Raw genomic sequence first — 18,981 nt, 5'->3', positions numbered from 1 at the left:
TTTCCGAACGCAGCCCCTCGGGGCTGCACCCCCCTTCACTTGCGTTCTTACGCAAGTGAACAAGCCGGCAGCGACGCATCGACCCCATCGCTGCCGGCTTGCTTTCTTTGCCCGCTAAACACCCAAAAGGCCGCCAAGGGGATTGCCCCAAGGCGGCCCTTTTGCATGGCCCTTATGGCCCGCTCAGGCGATCAGAACTTCACGCCCAGCTTGGCATAATAATAGCCGCCGTTGATCCCGACCGAGGAGAAGGAGGGATACTGGCTGACATAGGCGGTGGAGGCGACGTTGAACTGCTCCTGACGGCGCGCCGCGTCGATCTTGTCGGGATAGATGCCGAACAGGTTGTTGGCACCGATCGAGAACTTGACGTCGCGGGTAAAGGCAAAGGTGCCTTCCAGATCGGTCACGAACATCGTACCGACATGCTGGTAGTAGTCCTCAGCCTTCTGCGCCGACTGGGCCAGCAGCTTGGCCGGGCCATAGACCGATTCGCGCAGGTTGACGCTGAACTTGCCGCTTTCCCAATAGGTGTTGAAGGTCGCGCGCCACTTGGGCGTGGTGTCGGTCAGAGCAGACTTGGAATATTTGTCGAAAATGCCCTGAAGCGGGTTGATGTTCGAAGGCGCCGCATTGGTCGCCTTGATCGAGGTTTCGTTGTAATTGGCCGACAGCGAGAAATCGACACGCCCGCCCAGCGCGCGGGTGTTATACGTCGCCAGGAAGTCCACGCCGCGCGTCAGCGTGCTCAGACCGTTCACGAAAGAGTTGATGGTGAGCGAGCCGGACTGGCCACCATTGATCGTGTCGATGATCGAGGTGATCGGCACGCCATTGTTATACAGCGCGGTCAACACCGAGGGCGAAACGATCACATTGCTGGGGCAATTGGCCGCCGTCAGGGCCGCAGACAGGTTGGTCGTGGGCGTATAGCCGCCTGGCAGATATCTGCAGTTGTTCGAATAGCCCAGGAAGCCCGAGGACTGCACGATACGGTCGCGCAGATAGATCGAATAGGCATCGACCGTGATCGTCAGCTTGGGCAGCGGGTTGAGCACCAGACCAAGGCTGAGGTTGGTCGACTTTTCCGGTTTCAGGCCCGAAATGCCCAGCGCCTTGGCGCCCGCCGAATTGGGCGCGAAAATGCCCGAGAGCGAGGCCGGACCCACGTTGATGCCCGAATAGAAACCTTCGGCCAGCGTGGGGGCGCGGAAACCGGTCGAAACCGTGCCGCGCACCGCAATCGCCGGGCTGAAGTCATAGCGGCTGGTCAGTTTGAAGACGGTGGTGTCGCCAAAGTCGGAATAATGTTCATGACGCACCGCGCCATCGACCAGCCACTTTTCCAGCGGCTTCAATGAAATGTCGAAATATTGCGAGAGGTTGGTGCGGCTGTTGTTGCTGGCATTGGCGGGCGAATAGCCGAAGAAGGACTGGATGCCCCCGCCCAGCTTGCCGGTGCCGACATAATAGGAGGCCACTTCGCCCGCGCCCAGCGCATAGGTGTCGCGGCGCCATTCGCCGCCCGCGGCCAAGTGGACCGGTTCGGACAGGCCGACTTCCAGCTCATGGGTGGCATCAAGGTTGACGGTCAATTGCGAGGCGGTGAAAGAGCCGTCGAACACATCGCGCGGGGTATAGCCGGCGCGGGTGGTCGTCGAAGAGTCATAGTAGAGCGCGGCATTGGCCGAGTTCACCACGTAGACCTTGTTGATGTCCTTGCCATAGGCGGCCGACAGGTCGATCGTGGATTTGCCGAAAGTGCCCTTGACCCCGCCGGTCCAGGCAAAGTCGGTTTCCTTCAGCGCTTCAAGCGGCGAGAAACCCAGCGGGAAAGGAATGTCGCCCGAGGCAACCGAACCGGCGGGCGGCGCCACCACCGCGCTTTGCCCATAAACCACGTTAGGCAGGCGGTAGTTCTGATAGGTGCTGCCCGTGCGGGTCGAATAGGAACCGAAAGAGTAGATCTCGATATCCTGAATGCCGGTATAGCCCATGTTATAGAACATGTTGGTGAGCGCCATGCGGCCATCGCCAAAGATGCGGTTCACATAGGGATAATTGGCCGCGCCCGTCAGGCCCGGAAAGCGCGAGAGCAGCGTGGCGCCCTGCGTCGTGCCCGAAACCACGCGCGGATCGACATCGCCGCGGAAGCTGTAATCCTTGACCTTATGCTGCACGGTCAGGTTCAGGTACATGTTCTCGACCGGCGCCATGCCGATATTGCCCGCCAGTTCATAGTTGAACCCGTCCCCGGCATAATACTGGCCCACCGAGCCGCTGATATAGCCGCCCTTGTCCTTCTTTTTCAGGATCAGGTTGACCACGCCCGCCACCGCGTCCGTGCCGTACTGGGCCGCCGCGCCATCCTGCAGCACTTCGACATGCTCGACCGCCTCCATGGGGATAAGGCCCATGTCGGGGGCGGCCGCGCCCGTCCACATCGCATTGGTCACCACCACGTTGGCAGTGCCGTGGCGGCGCTTGCCGTTGATCATCACCAGCGTGTGGTTGGGGTTCAGACCGCGCAGCTTCACCGAGGGGTGGAACGCGGTCATGTCATTCCCGAAGGTCTGGATCTGGATGCTGGGCACCGAGAGCGAAAGCGCCTGGTTGATATCCGAGCGGCCCGCGCGCGCCATCAGGTCGGAGCTGAGCACCTGGACCGGGGCCGGGCTGTCGCCGGCCTTCAGGCCCGTGGTGCGCGTGCCGGTCACAATGATGGCAGTGCCCTCTTCGGGCGCGGCGGCGGCGGCAGGTTCGGCGGCAAAGGCCGAGGTCGCACCCAGAACGGTGCTGGAAAGGAGCGTGGCGAGCGCAGCCTTCTTGATGGCCCGTATGTTAATGGCCTGCATGAAAGTCCCCCTGAACAGGCCGCGCATGCTGCGATGCAGCAAAAGTCCCTCACCAAAAGCGCTTTCGCTTTTGATCTGGTACGCGGCGAAAATTTTAAAGCATTCGTGACGAGGGCAGACGACGCAGTTTCCCTCTACGCCGCAGCCCTTCGCAAATGCACAATTTTCCGTCCTAAATGCCCATACGCCGATTTGCGTACCGGCCTGTCAGGCGGCGAAACTGGACTGTTCAACGCGCAAAATCGCGACAATATGGCCACAGTTCTTCTGCCCGAAATGGCGCGTGTTACGTAAAGTGAGGAAGTCTATTATGCTGCGTAAAATGCTGAAAACCGCCGGCTGTGCCGCTCTGCTGCCGATCCTGATGGCGGCCGCTCCGGCCCAGGCGCAGGTGACTCGCATCAAGACCAACCCGTCCGCCTTCATTCTCGACGGCGTGCGCGTGGCGCCCGGCAATGAAATCTACTTCCTCTCGGGCCAGCTCGCCTCGCCCATCGACCCGGCCAAGGCCACCACGATGGAAGATTTCGGCGACACCAAGACCCAGACCGTCAGCGTGCTGAACAAGATCAAAAAGCAGCTCGAATCGCAGGGCTATTCGATCAAGGACGTGGTCAAGATGACGCTGTTCATCGCGGCCGATCCCAAGCTGGGCAAGATCGACTTTGCCGGGGCCAATGCCGGGTTCAAGGAATTCTTCGGCAGCGCGGAAAACCCCGACACCGTGGCCCGCTCGGCGTTTCAGGTGGCCAATCTGGTGGCCCCGCAATTCCTGATCGAGATCGAGGCGATTGCCGCCAAGAAGCCGGCCCCCGCCGCCAAGGCCAAGAAGTAAACCCGGCATAATTGGGAGAGTTAGCACCGGTTTCGGCGCGATGGTCGAACCGGTGCCTGTCGCCGCGTCATTCTTCGCCATTCAGGTGGCGCGGCGACAGTTTTTGATGTTGGCAAATCGCCTCCGCGATTTGCTTGCGGCGCTGGCCCTCTCCCCCGGCCCAGCCACCCAATAGCTTACCCTGATAGGGTAACAGGGCCGAGGGAGAGGACCGGCGCCGGGATCTTACTGCTCGATAATCCTGATCGCGATGGCGGCAGCAGCCGAACGCTTCTCGACGCCCAGCTTCACATAAATCCGCTCCAGATGCTTCTGAACGGTGCGCGGGCTGATATCCAGCACGTCGGAAATATCATTGCTGGCCTTGCCATAACCCACCCACAGCAGCACCTCGGCCTCGCGCTGGGTCAGGTCTAGACTGTCGCGCAATTTGGCGACGTTCTGTTCGTGGCTGATTTCATTGAGGCGGATCAGCACCTCATTCTCGCGGTAATGGGCGATGACCAGCAATTCGAGCGAACTCTCGCCAAATTCACCCTTCACCGCCGACCCCGGCTTGCCCCCGCGCTGCAACAGCCGTTCGACCAGCACCGATACTGCAGGCGGCAGGCCGCCTTCGCGGCTCCAGTCGGGCACCAGCCGCGCAATCGCCTGTTCGGCGCGCGGGGTGCACCACAGCATCCGCCCCTGCGCATCGGTGGCCATCATCAGGCGGCCGGTGGCGTCCAGGCTGGCCACGCTGGCATGCATCGCGCGGCTCTGCGCCATATGCACCCGCACCCGCGCGATCAGCTCCATCAGGTTGACCGGCTTGCGCACATAATCGGTGCCGCCCACCTCGAAGGCCTCGACCACATGCTCGCTCTCGGTCAGGCCGGTCATGAAGATCACCGGCACATTGGCCAGTTCGGGCCGCGCCTTGATCCGCGCGGTGGTTTCAAACCCGTCGATGCCCGGCATCACCGCATCCATCAGGATCAGATCGGGAAGGATATGACCCAGCAGATCAAGCGCAGCCTGCCCCGAGGTTGCCACCAGAACGCTCAATTCCGCGCCTTCCAACGCGGCGGTGAGCATGCGCAGCGAATCCGGTTCGTCATCGACGACCAGCACGGTCTGCGTATGAACAGGCAGCGACATGCAGTTAGCACTCCTCAAGTATGCGCGTCATGCCGCTCAGATCAAAGCGATCCAGGCATGTAAACAGTTTTCCGGCCAATTCGGCAGTTTCGGGCTGGGCCGCCAATTGGCGGATCTCCTGCTCAAGGCCACGCACATAACCTATTCTGAGCAATTCGCGAAGCCTTGCCGTGCGGTCTGCAATCTCGGTTGTGCCGGAATCTGACACCGGCGCTTCATCGCTTGCCGCAAACAGGGGCAGAGTCGCGCGGGGCGGTTCGGATTCGACCCCCCATGCCAGATCCAGCAACCCGCCGATCGTCTCGATCAGCTGATTGAAGGCGACAGGCTTAACCAGGAATTGATCATGCACGGGCTTGCGCGTTTCGGGCCGGTGGAATTCGCCCGCATTGGCCGAAAGCATGAGGATGCGGATATCCTCGCCAAAGCGTTCGCGGACATGCTGGGCCGTGGTCCACCCATCAATGCCGGGCAGCGAAATGTCCAGAATGGCCAGATCGAAGGCGGGCGCGCTCTCGCTCTCCACCAGCGCCACGGCGGTTTCGCCATTGGGCACCGCCTGCACCACAAAGCCCAGCGAGGTGAGCAATTCGGTCAGGAACTTGCGCTGTTCGGCATCGTCATCACAGATCAGCACATGGCGCCGACGCCCAAGATAGCCGCTGACCTCGCGCTTTTTCGCCGGTTGGCTGGTGGTCTGCGCCACCTCGCCCAGCATGATGGTCAGGCGGAAACAGGTGCCCTCATCCGATGTCCCGGCCAATTCGAGCTGGCCGCCCAGAATGCCCATGATCGCCCGCGCAATCGCCAATCCCAGCCCCACGCCGGGGCGCGAATGCAGCGCATCATTGCCGCCGCGGTCAAAGGGTTCAAAGATCGCGCGCTGGTCTTCCTCGCGGATGCCCGGCCCGGTGTCGCGCACCTCAAAGGTCGCCACCTGCCCCGAATAGCGCAGGAACAGCGTGACCGAACCCTGATCGGTATATTTGACGGCATTGAGCAAGAGGTTGAGCAGAACCTGTTTCAGCCGGCTCTGATCCATCCGCACCACAGCGGGCAGGCGCCCCTTGGTCTCGTAATGGAAATCCAGCCCCTTGGCGCTGGCCGCCGGGCGCACCATGCGAATCAATTGCTCGATGAACTGGTCCAGCCGCACCGGCTCGGGCTTGACCCGGATCACCCCCACCTCAACCTGCGAAATGTCGAGCAGCGCTTCGACAAGGCTGGTGATATGTTCCGAACAACGGCGGATGACGGTGGCCGCCTCCTGCGCGCCCGCGCCATCGTTGCGCTCGACCAATTGGGCATAGCCATAGATCGCGTTCAGGGGCGAGCGGATCTCGTGGCTGACATTGGCCAGATAGCGGCTCTTGGCCTCGTTGGCGGTTTCGGCGGCCTGGCGCGCCTTGACATGCTCGTCGATAGTCGATGCCGCATGGCGCCAACGGGCATGGCATGCCTGCCACCGGCGGAACGTGTAAAGCCCCAGCCCCGCCAGCGCGGGCATAACCGCCAGCGTGACGCCGTGCACCAAATCGAGCGGATTTTGCAAAAGATCGAGGCCCGTCACCGCCTCCACGACCAGAGCGCCCATCAATCCCGCGCCCAGCAGGCGCCTTGCCCCCGTTTCGGCATTGTCGAGATGATCCAAAGCGTCAGTCTTGAGGTCGGTCGAGGTCGATGCTTTGGGATAATGGGGCATGATCAAGCGACACCCCCCATTTTCGGATCCATGCGCAGGGCGCAACGACGGGTCCCTGAAATCAGGGTGCCGCCCAAGGGCAGCAAGGCCGCCACGGCCCGCCCGCACTCCATTCGACCCATTTACAACCCTGCCTTGCGCTTATCTTTCTATGTAACCTTATGTTGCATTTTGGAAACTGACTGGCAAGCTCTCATGAGCTTAACGCTACACTGCCGCAGCGGTCAGACGCGCGCCCTTATCCCCCGTCCGGCCATCGCGAAACATCAGCAGAGCCAGCGTCGCCACCAGCCCGAAACCGCCCGCCACGATGAAGGCGGGGGAATAGCTGCCCCATTCCTGACGCACGAGGCCGCCGCCAAAAGCCGCCACCGCCGCGCCCACCTGATGGCCCACCGCCACCCAGCCGAACACTACCGGCGCCTCGCCCTCGCCAAAGCTGCGATTGGCGATGGCGAGCGTTGGCGGCACCGTGGCGATCCAGTCCAGCCCGTAGAAGATGGCGAAGGCCCCCAGCGAAACCGGCCCGAAATCCATGAAAGGCAAGGCAATCAGCGACAGTCCGCGCAAACCGTAATAGACAGCCAGCAGATAGCGCGGATTATGCCGGTCGGTCAGCCAGCCCGAAGCCGTCGTGCCCACCAGATCGAACAGGCCCATCAGCGAGAGCAGGCCCGCCGCCGCCACAGGCGCAATCCCATGATCCCCGCAAAACGCGATCAGATGCGTCCCCACCAGCCCATTGGTGGTCAGCCCGCAGACAAAGAACGTGCCGAACAGCAGCCAGAACGTGCCATTGCCGCGCACCTTCCACAGGATGTGCAGCGCGAAGAGCGGGCTGCCGCTCTGCTTGCGAGCGGGGTTCGCGCCCGGCTCCTCGCCAAAGCGGCCCACGCCCGCAACAGCCGGGCTTTCCGGCACCAGCCAGGCCACCAGCGGCACCAGCGCCAGACAGGCGATACCCACTGTGCGCACCACGCCCACCCACGCCCCGCCCTGCGTCAGCCAGGCGAGGAAAGGCAGGAAGATCAGCGACCCGGTGGCCGTGCTGGCCGCGAAAATGCCCATCACCAACCCCTGATTGCGGGCAAACCAGCGGTTGACCATGGTCGCGCCCAGCACGCTGGCCACCATGCCCGTGCCAAGGCCGGAAACCACGCCCCATGTCGCGGTGAACTGCCAGGCTTGCGTCATATACTGGCTGGCCAGCGCCGAGGCGCCCATCAGCGCAAGACCCGTCATCATCACCCGCCGCACGCCCACGCTCATCATCAGCGCGGCGGCAAAGGGGCCGATCAGCCCATAAAGAAAGATACCCAGCGCGGCGGTGGCCGAAATGCTGGCCCGGTCCCAGCCGAAATGAAGTTGCAGGGGGACGATCATCACGCTGGGCGCGGAACGTACGCCTGCCGAAACCAGCAGGGTCAGAAAGGTGATCGCCGCCACCAGAAAGGCGGGGTGGAACCGACGGCTCATGCCCGCGCCTCCCGGCCTGCGGTCTGGCCAAGCGCAATGATTGCTCCGCTCATCTCCATCAGCCGCGCCCAGCCGTCCTCGCCCAAACGGCCATGGATCCGGGCCTGCAAATCCTCCCAGTCCGGCTCGGCGGCGCGCAGCATGGCCCGGCCCGCATCGGTGATCTGCGCCAGCCGCGCCTTGCCCGGACCATCGGTGATGCTCACCCATCCCGCCTCCTCTATCGCGCGGATGGTGCGATAGAGCGAGGTGCGGTCCATCACCAAAAGCGCGGCCAGTTGATTGAGGACGATGGCCCCCGCCCGCTCGATATTGCGCATCAGCGCGAATTGCGTGGTGGTGATGCCATGGGGCGCCAGCGCCGCGTCATAGAGCCGGTCGAGCGTACGGGTCGCCTTGCGCAGGCTGGTGCAGGCGCAGGGGGCGTTGGCGGGGGAATCATGATGCATCTACATCATATCGCCCGCCCATGTGTTCTTGTCAATCGCGCCTTATTTAACCGTTCCCTGTTTAACAGTCCCCTATTTAACTGTCGTTGCCGCCAGAGGATCAATGCGGATCGCGGCAAGCGCGGCATGGTCCTCGGGCAAGGGCTTTGCCCCCGCCGGATGGCCATTGATCTTCAAAAGATAAGCCACCAGCCGCCCATTATCCTTGGGCTCCAGCGTACCGGGCGCGAATTGCGGCATAGCGCGCCCCAGATAATCGGACAGAGCCGCCACGGATTCCCGCCCCCAATTGGCCATGAACTTGCCCTTCAGCGCGGGCACTTCCCAGGTCCCCTCGGCCTGTTTGCCGTGACACATGGCGCAGCGCTCGGCAAAGACCGCGGCGCCCTCGGCGGCCTGCGCCTCGGTGTAAACGCCATTGGCCGTGCCCGCATTCACCGGCACCGCCGCCAGAGTCAAAGCCCCGGCCAGCACCCATTTCAGCCCGCCCATCACGCAATCCCCTTCATGCCCGCCATGATCGGCTCGACAATCTTCATCACCTCAAGGATCGGCGCCGGATCGGGCAATTCCATACTGTCGCCCACGCCGAACATTTCGCCCAGATCAATAGGGTTGTTCATCACCACGATGCCGTCATTCTTGGCCATCAGCGAGGCGTTTTTATAGCGCAGCGAATAGGATGCATCATGCTGGGGCACCAGCCATCCGGTCTGGCCGCGCACGGGGAACACGGTCTTGTCGCGCCACAGATCGCGCGCGGCATAGCCGGTGGCGTTGATGACCACCTTTTCCTTGAGCTGACCATATTGCGAGGGATCGTTGAAATCGCGCATCACCATCAACCCGCCGCGCTGATAAAACTCGGTCAGCAGATGATGGGCATAGGAGGGGAAGTTGAAATGCATTTCCGATGACCGGCGCGTATAGGCCACCGGAAACGGATTTTCCCCCGCCTCCAGCATCACCGGATCGGGCACCAGATCCTTGATCCGGTCCATATAATGCGCCCATTCCGATTCCTGCAAAGGCAGCCCGCCCGGTTCCCACGCGCCCTTGATCGCGGGGTCGGCATCGTGGTGCTTTTTGACCGGCGGCGCGTCGGACAGGGCGAAGGCATCCTGAAACACCACCGGATCGCCCGGCAGGCCCAGCATCGAGCGGAAGCCCTTCCATGACAGGCGCGTCATCTGCTCCCACAGATCGCCAAAGCCCGCCCCGGCAGGCGCCGACAGGGCCACGCGCGAATCCGGCGTGAACGAGCCATGCGCACGGAAGGATCGCGTCCGCTGGATCACATCGCGTGTATAGATCGTGACCTTCAGCCCCGCCCTTTGCGCCACCACGGCGGTCGTCAGGCCAATGATGCCGCAGCCCACCACCGCGATTTCCGAGGGCAGGACGGACAGAGCCTTGCCCACCGCCACCTCGGCGCTGCCCCAGGACAGCGACCAGCCCGAGCCGCCATGGCCGTAATTGTGCACGACCAGCGTATCGCCGATCATCTGCGTGCCAAGGTTTGGCCCCGCCGCGCGGACCGGGCGGATACAACATTTCATGTCGATCAGTTGATCGGGCGTCACGCGCATCGGCGTGAGGTAAGGCCGCCGGGGCGCAGGACCGGCCGACGCCACCTTGCCCGCGCCGGTGCAGGCCGACAAAGCCCCCAACGCACCCAGCGCCGCGCCCCCGCGCAGCATTTGCCGCCGCGCGTAATGAGCATTTCGGCCCGCTTGCGGATACCAGTTCTGGCTGCTCATCATGATCTCCCCTTGGCCGCGCGAAGCTGCAAGGAGGGCACTCTAATGGGAATGGCGCGAATTGCGTATAGTTTGTTTTATTCCATACTCTTGCCGGTGACAAAGGCGCGCACCAGCGGATGATCGGCATCATCGAGTTCATCGGCGCGCCCGCGCCACACGATCCGCCCATTGTCCAGCATCGCCAGTTCATCTGCAATCGTGCGGGCCGAGGCCATGTCATGCGTGATCGAAACAGCGGTGCAGCCCAGCGAGGTCACACGGTCACGGATCAGTTCATTGATCGCGCCCGCCGTGATCGGATCAAGGCCGGTGGTGGGTTCATCAAAGAACAGCAGGCTGGGCGTGCCGACGATGGCGCGGGCCAGACCCGCGCGCTTCTGCATCCCGCCCGAGAGTTCGGACGGATAGCGGTCGGCCACATCGGGCGCGAGCTTGACCAAGGCCAAAGCCTCAACCGCGCGCTCGCGCGCCTCGCGCCGCCCGATGCCATCGGCGTTGATCAGGCGGAAGGCGACATTTTCCCAGACCGGCAGACTGTCGAACAGCGCCCCGCCCTGAAACAGCATGCCGATGCCGCGAAAACTGGCGCGGCGCTCGGCCTCGCTTTGCCGCGTCACATCCACGCCGTCGAGCAGCACCTGCCCCGCATCGGGCTTCATCAGCCCCAGCGCCAGCTTGATCGTCACCGACTTGCCCTGGCCCGAACGGCCCAGCAAGGCCAGCGAGCGCCCCGGCGCCACCGCCAGATCCAGCCCGTCCAGCACCACCTGCGCGCCGAAACGCTTGGTGATGCCCGTCCATGCGATTTTAGCGTTGGTTGTCATGGGGGTCTGGGTCATTTCAGGGCAAACACCGAGGTCAACAGATAGTCCGAAGCCAGGATCAGCACCGCGGCCGACACCATGGCCGAGGTGGTGGCCCGGCCCACGCCGCGCGCGCCGCCCTTGGCATTGTCGCCATGGAAACAACCCATCAGGCCGATGATGAAACCGAACACCGCCGATTTGATCAGCCCCGATTCCACGTCCCACGCGGTCAAAAAGTCCATCGTGTTGGTGATATAGATGCTGGGCGAGAGGTCGATCAGGTAATTCGACACCTGCATACCGCCCGCCACACCGATGATGTCGGTGATCAGCGTAAGCAGCGGCAGGCTGAGCGTGGCCGCGATCAGGCGCGGCGCGATCAGATAGCGGCGCGGATCGGTGGAGAGCGTGACCATCGCATCGACCTGCTCGGTCGCGCGCATCGCCCCGATTTCCGAGGCCATGGCCGACGCCACCCGCCCGGCCAGCATCAGCGCGGCCAGCACCGGCCCCAGTTCGCGCGTGATGCCCAGCGCGACGATCTGGGGCAGCACGGTTTCGGCGTTGAACCGATCCCCGCCCGAATAGATGTTGAGCGCCAGCGCCGCGCCCGTGAACCACGCCGTCAGCCCCACCACCGGCAGCGAGAGGAAACCCACACTGGCGAATTGGGCGAGGATCTGGCGCGGATACCATGGCGGCGAAAGGGCAGCGCTGATGCCGCGCGCGGCAAACAGCCCCACCCGGCCGATCGCGGCAATCCCCTCCAATGCGGCGCGCCCAAGGGCCGCCACCGGGTTTGTGGAGAACAGCCCCATACCTTACATCTCGGGCAGGTCGGAGGAGGCCTTGGGGGCAGCAGGGGCAGGCGCCTTGGCGGCACCATCGGCCGAGGAAGCAGCCGACGAGCCGCTCTGCGGGCGAATGAATTGCCCGATCAGGCCGAACAGATCGACCGCGCCCTGCGTGTTGTTGATCTCGCCGCCCGGCTTCAGGTCATCCTCGGCCCCGCCCGGCGTCAGCGCGATATGCGCCCCGCCCAGCAGGCCGTCGCTGGTGATCTTGGCCGTCGAATCCGAAGGCAGCTTCACATCCTTGGTCAGCGAAAGGTGCATCACCGCCAGATAGGTCTTGGGGTCGATCGTCACATCGCTGACCGCCCCCACCTTGACCCCCGAAACCGTCACCTTGGCGCCGGGCTGAATGCCGCCCGCCTCGCCAAAGCGCGCGCTTACCTCATAGGTGCCGCTGCTGTGCTTCAATCCGGAAACGCCCAGCGCGTAGGTCAGCATCAAGGCGGCAAAGGCCAGCACGGCAAAGCCCATGATCGTTTCGGCCCAACTTGCCCTCATGCGTCTTTCCTACCCTTTTTCTTGTACTTACTTGTACTTACTTGCCGCTGCGCAGGATCTTGCCCGTGCCGCCATCCTTGATCAACTGGGCGATCAGCACGTCGATCTTGCCGCCATTGTTGTCGATGGTCGAGACGAAATCCTGCTGCTGGGTAATGGCCAGCCAGACGCCCGATACCTGAACGTCTACAACTTTCCACCCTGAACCATCGTTCAGCACGCGCCAGACCAGATTGGTGGGCGCGCTCGACCGGCCCCCGGCAAGCTGCGTCGTGACCAGCACATCGCCCGGCTTGCGCACCAGCGAGCCGAGAACCACGACCTTTTCGCCGTGATAATCGTCGATCCGGCTCATATAGACGCCCTCGGCATAGGTGCGGAAGGCGGCGGCAAAGCGGTTGTATTGGTCGGGCGTCGCGCTGCGGGCATATTTGCCCAACACAAAGCGCGTCACCTTGGGCACATCGACCAGACGGTTGATAAGGACGCGAAACGCCTCCTTCTTGGCCGCATCATTCTTGCTCCGGTCGTTCAGCACGGCCAGCACTTCGCGTGCGCCCTGCTGGACAAAGGCTTCGGCATTGGCATCGCGGGGGGATTGGGCAAGCGCCACAGGCGCGGCGACCGGCAGCGCGGCGGCTACCACACCTGCCACGCCCAGCGCGAAAGACAGCTTCAGATCAGCGCGAAACATCGACAGCTCCATGACCAGCATCGTGGGGGATTACATTGGCCTGCCGGTCGCGGAACCTCTTGGCCGCGACACAGGTTTTGGTCAATGCCCAAGCCCCGCACCAACGCGTGAAGAAAATCCGCCGGACCGGAAAATCCGGCGTTTGTTAACAGACGAGCCGAATCAAAAATCCGACGCTTTTATAAGGTTGGCCGAATCAAAAATCCGGCAATGCCGCAGCCTTACCCGTGGCGTCCTGAACAACGGCTGCACGCTGCTGGCTATAGGCCGCGCGGGTGAAGGCATAGGGATCGGACGCCCCGTAAATGGCCGCCATCGTGCCGTCATTCTTTTCGCGCCAGTTGATCCCGGCCATCGCATAACGCGCCGCGCCGCCCGGTGAGGTAAAGACACCGCCGATGACAAAGCCCACCGGATCCGTAAACGTATCGACCAGCCGCCCAAACCCGTCGCGCAGATTCGACGGCCCAAGGAAGGGCAGCATCACATAGGGCCCCGGCTTGGCGCCATAGCGGCCCAGCGTCTGGCCGAAATCGGCCGGGCGGCGGCGCAATCCGCCCGCCGAGGCAACGTCGATCAGGCCGCCGATGCCGATCGTCGAATTGATCGCGAAACGCACCGTGGTTTTCAGCGCCCGCCCGATCTTGAGCTGGACCACCTGATTGATCGCGGTGCTCGGCTCGTCCAGATTGAGGATGGCATTGTTGATCCCGGCCCGGAAAAACTGTGGCGTCACCGCGCGATAGCCATGGGCGACGGGGGCCAGCATCTTGCTTTCAAAAAACAGGTCAAAGGCGAAAATGTCGCGATTGGGCTTTTGCCAGGGATCGCGCAGCACCAAGGACTCGCTGGCCGGGGCCGCTTCCATGGGCGCGGCGGCATCGGCCGCGGCCGGCGGATTGACCGCAACGGGGGCATTATCGGCGGGCGGCGTGCTCTGGGCGTCGGCCGGGGCTGCGGTCTGGGGCGCGCTGGGGGCGGCTTGGGGCTCGCCCGCGCCGCCATCCAGCGGCAGGGCGGTGATATGGGGCGCATCATTAACCCGCGCCAGCAGCGAACTGCCAAGCTCGGCCGGGGTTGCGACCGGAACAGAGGAAACACTGACCAAGGAAACATTGGCCAGCAGCAGGGCCGATAGGGGCATTACGATCATATCCAAGCTTCCATCATTATGCCCGCCCCGCAGGATCGCCACCCCATGGCGGTCCCGGGTTTGAGCATCACCCGAATCCCCTTCCCTGCGCCAGAGCATTTTTCTGAAGGCAAAGCAATTCCCACCAGAGATCGTCCGCCGCGATAGCTTGCGTCAAACTGCCCCCTTTGCGCGCTTGCGGCCCATGCTAGACATGCCCCGGCGCAGGCGCAGATGGGGAGCAGGGATGCGATTGACAATAGGCATGATGGCTTTGGCGCTGATGACCCCGGCCATGACCGCCCCCGCCTTGGCCGCCCCGCGCAAGGTTGTCATCACCCGCGACACATGGGGCATCGCCCATGTTTCGGGGCAAACCGATGCCGATGCGGTCTATGGCATGGTCTATGCTCAGGCCCAGGATGACTTCAACCGGATCGAGGTCAATTACCTGACCAACCTTGGCCGCATGGCCGAGGCGGAAGGGGAAAAGGCGATCTGGCAGGATCTGCGCCAGCGCCTGTTTATCGACCCGGCGCGGCTCAAGGCCGATTATGCGCGCAGCCCGGCTTGGCTCAAGGCGATCATGGAGGCCTGGGCGGACGGGCTGAACACCTATCTGGCCGATCACCCGGAGGTCAAACCGCGCGTCCTGACGCATTTCGAGCCATGGATGGCCCTCTCCTTCACCGAGGGCAGCATTGGCGGCGATATAGAGGGCATTGCCCTTTCCCAGCTCGAAGGCTTTTACACCCACCACAAGTTGGCCATGACGGGCGAGGAGCGCGGCATCATCTTTCGCGAGCCGCAGGGTTCCAACGGCTTCGCCATCGCGCCGAGCCACAGCCAAAGCGGCCATGCGCTGCTCTACATCAACCCGCACACCACCTTCTATTTCCGCTCCGAACTGCAGATGACCAGCGCGCAGGGTCTCAACGCCTATGGTGCGGTGACATGGGGGCAGCCCTTTATCTATCAGGGCTTTAATCAGCATGCCGGATGGATGCATACCTCCAGCGGCATCGACAATGTGGACGAATATGCCGAAACCATTGTCGAGACGCCGCAGGGTAAAGCATACCGATATGGCGCGCAGACCCGCCCGCTGATCGTCCGCCCTATTACCCTGTCCTATCGCATGGCCGATGGCACGATGGCGCGGCGCACCTTCGAAACCTATGCCACCCATCACGGCCCGATCATCCGCGAGGAGGGCGGCAAATGGATCTCCATCGCATTGATGAACAAGCCCGCGCCCGCGCTGGAGCAGAGCTTTCTGCGCACAAAGGCGCATGATCTGGCCGGTTTCCTGAAAATCGCCGGGCTCAAGGCCAACAGTTCGAACAACACGCTCTTTGCCGATGACAAGGGCCATATCGCCTATCTCCACCCGCAATTCGTGCCGATCCGCGACCAGCGTTTTGATTGGCGCGCGCCGGTCGATGGGGCCGATCCGCGCACCGACTGGATGGGGCTGCACCCGCTGTCCGATCTGCCGCAGGTGATCGATCCGAAGAACGGTTGGGCCTATAACACCAACAATGCGCCATGGAGCGCGGCGGGCGCGGATTCGCCGAAAAAGGGCGCCTATCCCGCCTATATGGACGAGGTGGGCGCCAATCCGCGCGGCCCCCATGCCGAGCGGGTGCTGGCGGCCACGCCGCGCTTTACCCTCGACAGCCTGATTGCGGCGGGCCACGATCCGTGGCTGCCCGCGTTTGACCGGCTGCTGCCGCGCCTGTTCGCGGCGGATGCGGCCGCCCCCTCGCCCGCACGGGCCGAGGCCATCGCGCTGCTCAAAAGCTGGGACCATCGCACCTCCACCGCCTCGACCGCCGAAACGCTGGCCATCGTCTGGGGCGAGAACCTCTGGGCCAAGGGGGCCGAAAGCGCGAAGAAGCGGCGCATGAGCCTGTGGGACTGGATGGACGAACAGGCCACCAATGAGCAGCGCCTTGCCGCGCTGGACGAGGCCATGGCGCATTTGACCAAGGACTTTGGCGACTGGCGCGTGCCATGGGGCGAACTCAACCGCTATCAGCGCCTGACCGGGGCGATCAGCCAGCCTTATGACGATGCGCGGCCCAGCCTGCCGGTGGCCTTTACCTCATCGCAATGGGGCGCGCTGGCCGTGTCGAGCGGGCCGCGCGTGGCGGGCATGAAGCGCTATTACGGCAACCGTGGCAACAGCTTTATCGCCGCCGTCGAATTCGGCCCGCGCGTCACCGCCCGCGCGATCAGCACGGGCGGCGCCAGCGGAGACCCGAAATCCCCCCATTTCACCGATCAGGCGCAGCGCTATCTCTCCGGCGATCTGCGCCCTGTCTGGTTCTATCCCGAGGACATCAAGGCCCATGCCGAAAGCGTGAAAGTGCTGATTCGGCGCTAAACAGCAAGCGTGCCCAATATCCCGCCGTCCGCCGCCCAACTCTGCGCGGTGACATGCGATGCATCATCGGAGAGCAAAAAGGCGGCGACAGCGGCGGCCTCATCGGCGGTGCCGATCCGGCCCTGCGGCACGCGGGCGGCCATGGCGGGGCGCTGGGCCTCGGGCACATCGGCCAGCATCGGCGTTTCGATGAAACCGGGCAGCAGGCAATTGCAGCGCACGCCAAAGGGCGCGGCCTCCATCGCCACGGCGCGGGCAATGCCTTGGGCTGCATGTTTGCTGGCCACATAGGCGACATTGCCCGCCATGCCTCGCACCGAGGCCAGCGACCCGGTAATCAGGATCGCGCCCCGTCGCCGCTCCATCATGCCGGGCAGGACATGAGCAATGGCCCAGAACAGCGAAGTGGTGTTCACCCGCATCACCTCGTCAAACATCGCATCGCCATAGGCCGAAACCGGCGCAAAAGCCCCGCCGGTCCCGGCATTGAGGAACAGAGCGTCAATCGGCCCGCCCTGCGCCTCCAGCGCGTCGAGCGCGCCGATCAGTTGCGCCTTGTCGCCTACGTCCGCCGCAGCCCAGCCCGCGTTCAACTGCGCGCCCAGATCGCGGAGCATCCCCTCGCGCCGTGCGATCAGGCCCAGCTTGCCGCCTCCGGCCGCGATCCTTTCGGCGGTGGCGCGGCCGATGCCGGTGCTGGCCCCGGTGATGACGATATGGCGGCCTGCGAAATTCATCCTCTTCTCTCCCTATTTGGTTAGGGGCGCCACTTTGTATCCATTCCTGACAGAAATCCAGCCCCGGAATAAGCGTTGGTGACTTGCTGTTTTCAATGGGCTAGACTGCATGCAAACAATTGCAAGAGCACTTCAGAGAGGCCCATGACCAACGCTGAACTTTCCCCGCTGTTCTTTCTGGCCATGGCCTGCATTCTGGCCGCCTCGCGCGTGGTGGGCTGGGCCGCCCGGCGCTTTCTGGGCCAGCCGCAGGTGGTGGGCGAAATGATCGCGGGCGTGCTGCTGGGGCCTTCGCTGCTGGGCTGGGTGGCGCCGGGGGTGGAGGCGATGCTGTTTCCGCCGGAACTGAAAAAGATCCTGTATGTCGGCGCGCAACTGGGCGTGGGCCTTTACATGTTTCTGGTCGGCCTGACCTTCAGCCGCGAGGAATTTCGCCTGAACGCCGGGCGTGCAGCGGCGGTTTCGGTTGCGGGCATGGCCGCGCCCTTTGCGGCGGCGGCGGCCATGGCGCCATGGCTGATCGCGCAAAACGGCCTGTTCATGCCCCAGGTGGGCGTGGCACAGGCCAGCCTGTTTCTGGGCGCGGCGATTGCCATCACGGCCTTTCCCATGCTGGCGCGAATCATCCATGAACAGGGGCTGGCGGGCACGCGCATGGGCACGCTCAGCCTGGCCGCAGGCGCGATCGGCGATGCGGGCGCATGGGTGGTGATGGCGCTGGTGCTGGCCAGCCTTGGTGCAGGGCCGGCCGTGGCAGTCAAGGCGGCGGGGGGTGGACTGGCCTTTGCGCTGGTGATGGCGCTGGTCGCGCCGCGCCTGCTGGCGCCGCTGGGCCGCCGGGCCGAGGCACAGGGCATGGACGATGGCCTGCTGACGCTGGTTTTGGGGCTCTTTCTGCTTTGCGCATGGGCGATGGATGCCTGCGGGATGCATGCGGTGTTCGGCGGCTTTCTGCTGGGCACGGCCATGCCGCGCGGCGCTCTGGCCGAGGGGCTGCGCGCGCGCCTTGAACCCTTTGCCACCACCTTCCTCCTGCCGATGTTCTTCACCTTCTCCGGGCTCAACACCCAGCTTCAGGTGCTGGGCAAACTTGATCTGGTGCTGGTCACGCTGGCGATCATGGCCGCCGCCGTCTTGGCCAAGGGCGGCGCGTGCTATCTGGCCGCGCGCCTTTCAGGCGAGGACAATCGCAGCGCGCTGGGCATAGGCGCGCTGATGAATGCGCGCGGATTGATGGAGCTGATCATCATCAACATCGGGCTTCAGGCCGGGATTATCGGGCCGGGCCTGTTTGCGATTCTGGTGCTGATGGCGATTGTCACCACGCTGATGGCCTCGCCCCTGCTGACGCTTTCGCGCCGGTTTGGCTGAGGCCGCAAGCGGCGTTTAGGGTCGGTTGAAAGGATTGCGAGTTTTGTCGCTTTTTTGCCTTGCCATCCCGCCGCTCTATGGCTAAACGCCCGCCTCACCGCTGGAGTGCCGCTTTAGCTCAGCCGGTAGAGCACATCATTCGTAATGATGGGGTCAGGTGTTCGAGTCACCTAAGCGGCACCACTTTTCCAAGCGTTTAGCCCCAAATTCGCCGACACGTTCTACGCGCTTTGCCATGCGCGCGTCGCGGTCCTGTCCCGCATACAGCAAACCCCCGCTC

The 18,981-nt window shown here is 63.6% G+C and carries 17 protein-coding genes and 1 tRNA gene; 5 read left to right on the top strand and 13 right to left on the bottom strand.

The features are described 5' to 3' along the window. Positions 1-191: 191 nt before the first annotated feature. Positions 192-2,855, bottom strand: coding sequence for a TonB-dependent receptor (locus tag FHW92_RS15935; protein ID WP_168604268.1), 2,664 nt, complete (start codon positions 2,853-2,855; stop codon positions 192-194). A gap of 33 nt (positions 2,856-2,888) precedes the next feature. On the opposite strand from FHW92_RS15935, the gene FHW92_RS15930 reads away from it, so the two are divergent. Beyond that, entirely contained in the window at positions 2,889-3,149 is a 261-nt protein-coding gene (locus FHW92_RS15930) for a hypothetical protein (RefSeq protein ID WP_168604267.1), read from the top strand. Positions 3,150-3,165: 16 nt separating this feature from the next. Continuing rightward, positions 3,166-3,690, top strand: a complete 525-nt coding sequence (locus tag FHW92_RS15925; protein WP_168604266.1) for a Rid family hydrolase — start codon at positions 3,166-3,168, stop codon at positions 3,688-3,690. A gap of 225 nt (positions 3,691-3,915) precedes the next feature. On the opposite strand, the gene FHW92_RS15920 is transcribed toward FHW92_RS15925, so the two are convergent. The 11 genes from FHW92_RS15920 to FHW92_RS15870 all read right to left on the bottom strand — a co-directional run bounded on the left by FHW92_RS15920 (position 3,916) and on the right by FHW92_RS15870 (position 14,225). Next, positions 3,916-4,830 carry a DNA-binding response regulator gene (locus FHW92_RS15920; protein ID WP_168604265.1) on the bottom strand — a complete coding sequence of 305 codons (915 nt, stop codon included), beginning with the start codon at positions 4,828-4,830 and terminating at the stop codon, positions 3,916-3,918. 4 nt (positions 4,831-4,834) lie between these two features. Beyond that, positions 4,835-6,532, bottom strand: a complete 1,698-nt coding sequence (locus tag FHW92_RS15915) for an ATP-binding protein (protein ID WP_168604264.1) — start codon at positions 6,530-6,532, stop codon at positions 4,835-4,837. A gap of 207 nt (positions 6,533-6,739) precedes the next feature. Next, a complete protein-coding gene (locus FHW92_RS15910) occupies positions 6,740-8,008 on the bottom strand; it encodes an MFS transporter (RefSeq protein WP_168604263.1) in 1,269 nt (422 codons plus the stop codon). Beyond that, on the bottom strand, positions 8,005-8,457 hold the full coding sequence (locus FHW92_RS15905; RefSeq protein WP_246870198.1) for a MarR family winged helix-turn-helix transcriptional regulator: 453 nt from the start codon (positions 8,455-8,457) through the stop codon (positions 8,005-8,007). The genes FHW92_RS15910 and FHW92_RS15905 overlap by 4 nt, the downstream gene beginning before the upstream one ends. A gap of 72 nt (positions 8,458-8,529) precedes the next feature. After that, a complete protein-coding gene (locus FHW92_RS15900) occupies positions 8,530-8,949 on the bottom strand; it encodes a cytochrome c (RefSeq protein ID WP_168604262.1) in 420 nt (139 codons plus the stop codon). Beyond that, positions 8,949-10,220, bottom strand: coding sequence for an FAD-dependent oxidoreductase (locus FHW92_RS15895; protein ID WP_210428541.1), 1,272 nt, complete (start codon positions 10,218-10,220; stop codon positions 8,949-8,951). Before FHW92_RS15895 ends, FHW92_RS15900 begins: the two co-directional genes overlap by 1 nt. Positions 10,221-10,294: 74 nt before the next feature. Further along, on the bottom strand, positions 10,295-11,044 hold the full coding sequence (locus FHW92_RS15890; protein WP_168604260.1) for an ATP-binding cassette domain-containing protein: 750 nt from the start codon (positions 11,042-11,044) through the stop codon (positions 10,295-10,297). A gap of 11 nt (positions 11,045-11,055) precedes the next feature. Next, a complete protein-coding gene (locus FHW92_RS15885) occupies positions 11,056-11,844 on the bottom strand; it encodes an ABC transporter permease (protein WP_168604259.1) in 789 nt (262 codons plus the stop codon). Positions 11,845-11,847: 3 nt separating this feature from the next. Beyond that, complete coding sequence (gene mlaD, locus FHW92_RS15880; RefSeq protein WP_168604258.1) at positions 11,848-12,378, bottom strand: outer membrane lipid asymmetry maintenance protein MlaD; 531 nt, start codon at positions 12,376-12,378, stop codon at positions 11,848-11,850. Between the two features lie 37 nt (positions 12,379-12,415). Continuing rightward, positions 12,416-13,072 carry an ABC transporter substrate-binding protein gene (locus FHW92_RS15875; protein ID WP_168604257.1) on the bottom strand — a complete coding sequence of 219 codons (657 nt, stop codon included), beginning with the start codon at positions 13,070-13,072 and terminating at the stop codon, positions 12,416-12,418. A 196-nt stretch (positions 13,073-13,268) separates the two neighbouring features. After that, positions 13,269-14,225: a VacJ family lipoprotein gene (locus tag FHW92_RS15870; protein ID WP_168604256.1), complete on the bottom strand. Its 957-nt coding sequence runs from the start codon at positions 14,223-14,225 to the stop codon at positions 13,269-13,271. A 262-nt stretch (positions 14,226-14,487) separates the two neighbouring features. On the opposite strand from FHW92_RS15870, the gene FHW92_RS15865 reads away from it, so the two are divergent. Continuing rightward, entirely contained in the window at positions 14,488-16,593 is a 2,106-nt protein-coding gene (locus FHW92_RS15865) for a penicillin acylase family protein (protein ID WP_246870219.1), read from the top strand. On the opposite strand, the gene FHW92_RS15860 is transcribed toward FHW92_RS15865, so the two are convergent. Next, positions 16,590-17,330 carry an SDR family NAD(P)-dependent oxidoreductase gene (locus FHW92_RS15860; RefSeq protein WP_168604254.1) on the bottom strand — a complete coding sequence of 247 codons (741 nt, stop codon included), beginning with the start codon at positions 17,328-17,330 and terminating at the stop codon, positions 16,590-16,592. The two genes, FHW92_RS15865 and FHW92_RS15860, sit on opposite strands and share 4 nt — an antisense overlap. Before the next feature lie 144 nt (positions 17,331-17,474). Here FHW92_RS15860 and FHW92_RS15855 point away from each other — a divergent pair, with 144 nt between their 5' ends. Continuing rightward, complete coding sequence (locus FHW92_RS15855; protein ID WP_168604253.1) at positions 17,475-18,701, top strand: cation:proton antiporter; 1,227 nt, start codon at positions 17,475-17,477, stop codon at positions 18,699-18,701. A gap of 107 nt (positions 18,702-18,808) precedes the next feature. Then, positions 18,809-18,884 (top strand) — tRNA-Thr (locus FHW92_RS15850). The last annotated feature ends 97 nt before the right edge of the window (positions 18,885-18,981 follow it).

The sequence above is a fragment of the Novosphingobium sp. SG707 genome (assembly GCF_012275515.1).
In the GTDB taxonomy this organism is placed as follows: domain Bacteria; phylum Pseudomonadota; class Alphaproteobacteria; order Sphingomonadales; family Sphingomonadaceae; genus Novosphingobium.
Note: the sequence above shows the minus strand (reverse complement) of the source record. Positions and strands in the feature narration are given on the sequence as shown.

Bases quoted from the DNA above. Each gene is read 5' to 3' on its own strand.
- FHW92_RS15900 (WP_168604262.1), bottom strand. From the start codon at position 8,949: ATGGGCGGGCTGAAATGGGTGCTGGCCGGGGCTTTGACTCTGGCGGCG.
- FHW92_RS15915 (WP_168604264.1), bottom strand. From the start codon at position 6,532: ATGCCCCATTATCCCAAAGCATCGACCTCGACCGACCTCAAGACTGAC.
- FHW92_RS15885 (WP_168604259.1), bottom strand. From the start codon at position 11,844: ATGGGGCTGTTCTCCACAAACCCGGTGGCGGCCCTTGGGCGCGCCGCA.
- FHW92_RS15875 (WP_168604257.1), bottom strand. From the start codon at position 13,072: ATGTTTCGCGCTGATCTGAAGCTGTCTTTCGCGCTGGGCGTGGCAGGT.
- FHW92_RS15865 (WP_246870219.1), top strand. From the start codon at position 14,488: ATGACCCCGGCCATGACCGCCCCCGCCTTGGCCGCCCCGCGCAAGGTT.
- FHW92_RS15855 (WP_168604253.1), top strand. From the start codon at position 17,475: ATGACCAACGCTGAACTTTCCCCGCTGTTCTTTCTGGCCATGGCCTGC.
- FHW92_RS15895 (WP_210428541.1), bottom strand. From the start codon at position 10,220: ATGATGAGCAGCCAGAACTGGTATCCGCAAGCGGGCCGAAATGCTCAT.
- FHW92_RS15890 (WP_168604260.1), bottom strand. From the start codon at position 11,044: ATGACAACCAACGCTAAAATCGCATGGACGGGCATCACCAAGCGTTTC.
- FHW92_RS15910 (WP_168604263.1), bottom strand. From the start codon at position 8,008: ATGAGCCGTCGGTTCCACCCCGCCTTTCTGGTGGCGGCGATCACCTTT.
- FHW92_RS15905 (WP_246870198.1), bottom strand. From the start codon at position 8,457: ATGCATCATGATTCCCCCGCCAACGCCCCCTGCGCCTGCACCAGCCTG.
- FHW92_RS15920 (WP_168604265.1), bottom strand. From the start codon at position 4,830: ATGTCGCTGCCTGTTCATACGCAGACCGTGCTGGTCGTCGATGACGAA.
- FHW92_RS15925 (WP_168604266.1), top strand. From the start codon at position 3,166: ATGCTGCGTAAAATGCTGAAAACCGCCGGCTGTGCCGCTCTGCTGCCG.
- FHW92_RS15930 (WP_168604267.1), top strand. From the start codon at position 2,889: ATGCAGCAAAAGTCCCTCACCAAAAGCGCTTTCGCTTTTGATCTGGTA.
- mlaD (WP_168604258.1), bottom strand. From the start codon at position 12,378: ATGAGGGCAAGTTGGGCCGAAACGATCATGGGCTTTGCCGTGCTGGCC.
- FHW92_RS15870 (WP_168604256.1), bottom strand. From the start codon at position 14,225: ATGATCGTAATGCCCCTATCGGCCCTGCTGCTGGCCAATGTTTCCTTG.
- FHW92_RS15935 (WP_168604268.1), bottom strand. From the start codon at position 2,855: ATGCAGGCCATTAACATACGGGCCATCAAGAAGGCTGCGCTCGCCACG.
- FHW92_RS15860 (WP_168604254.1), bottom strand. From the start codon at position 17,330: ATGAATTTCGCAGGCCGCCATATCGTCATCACCGGGGCCAGCACCGGC.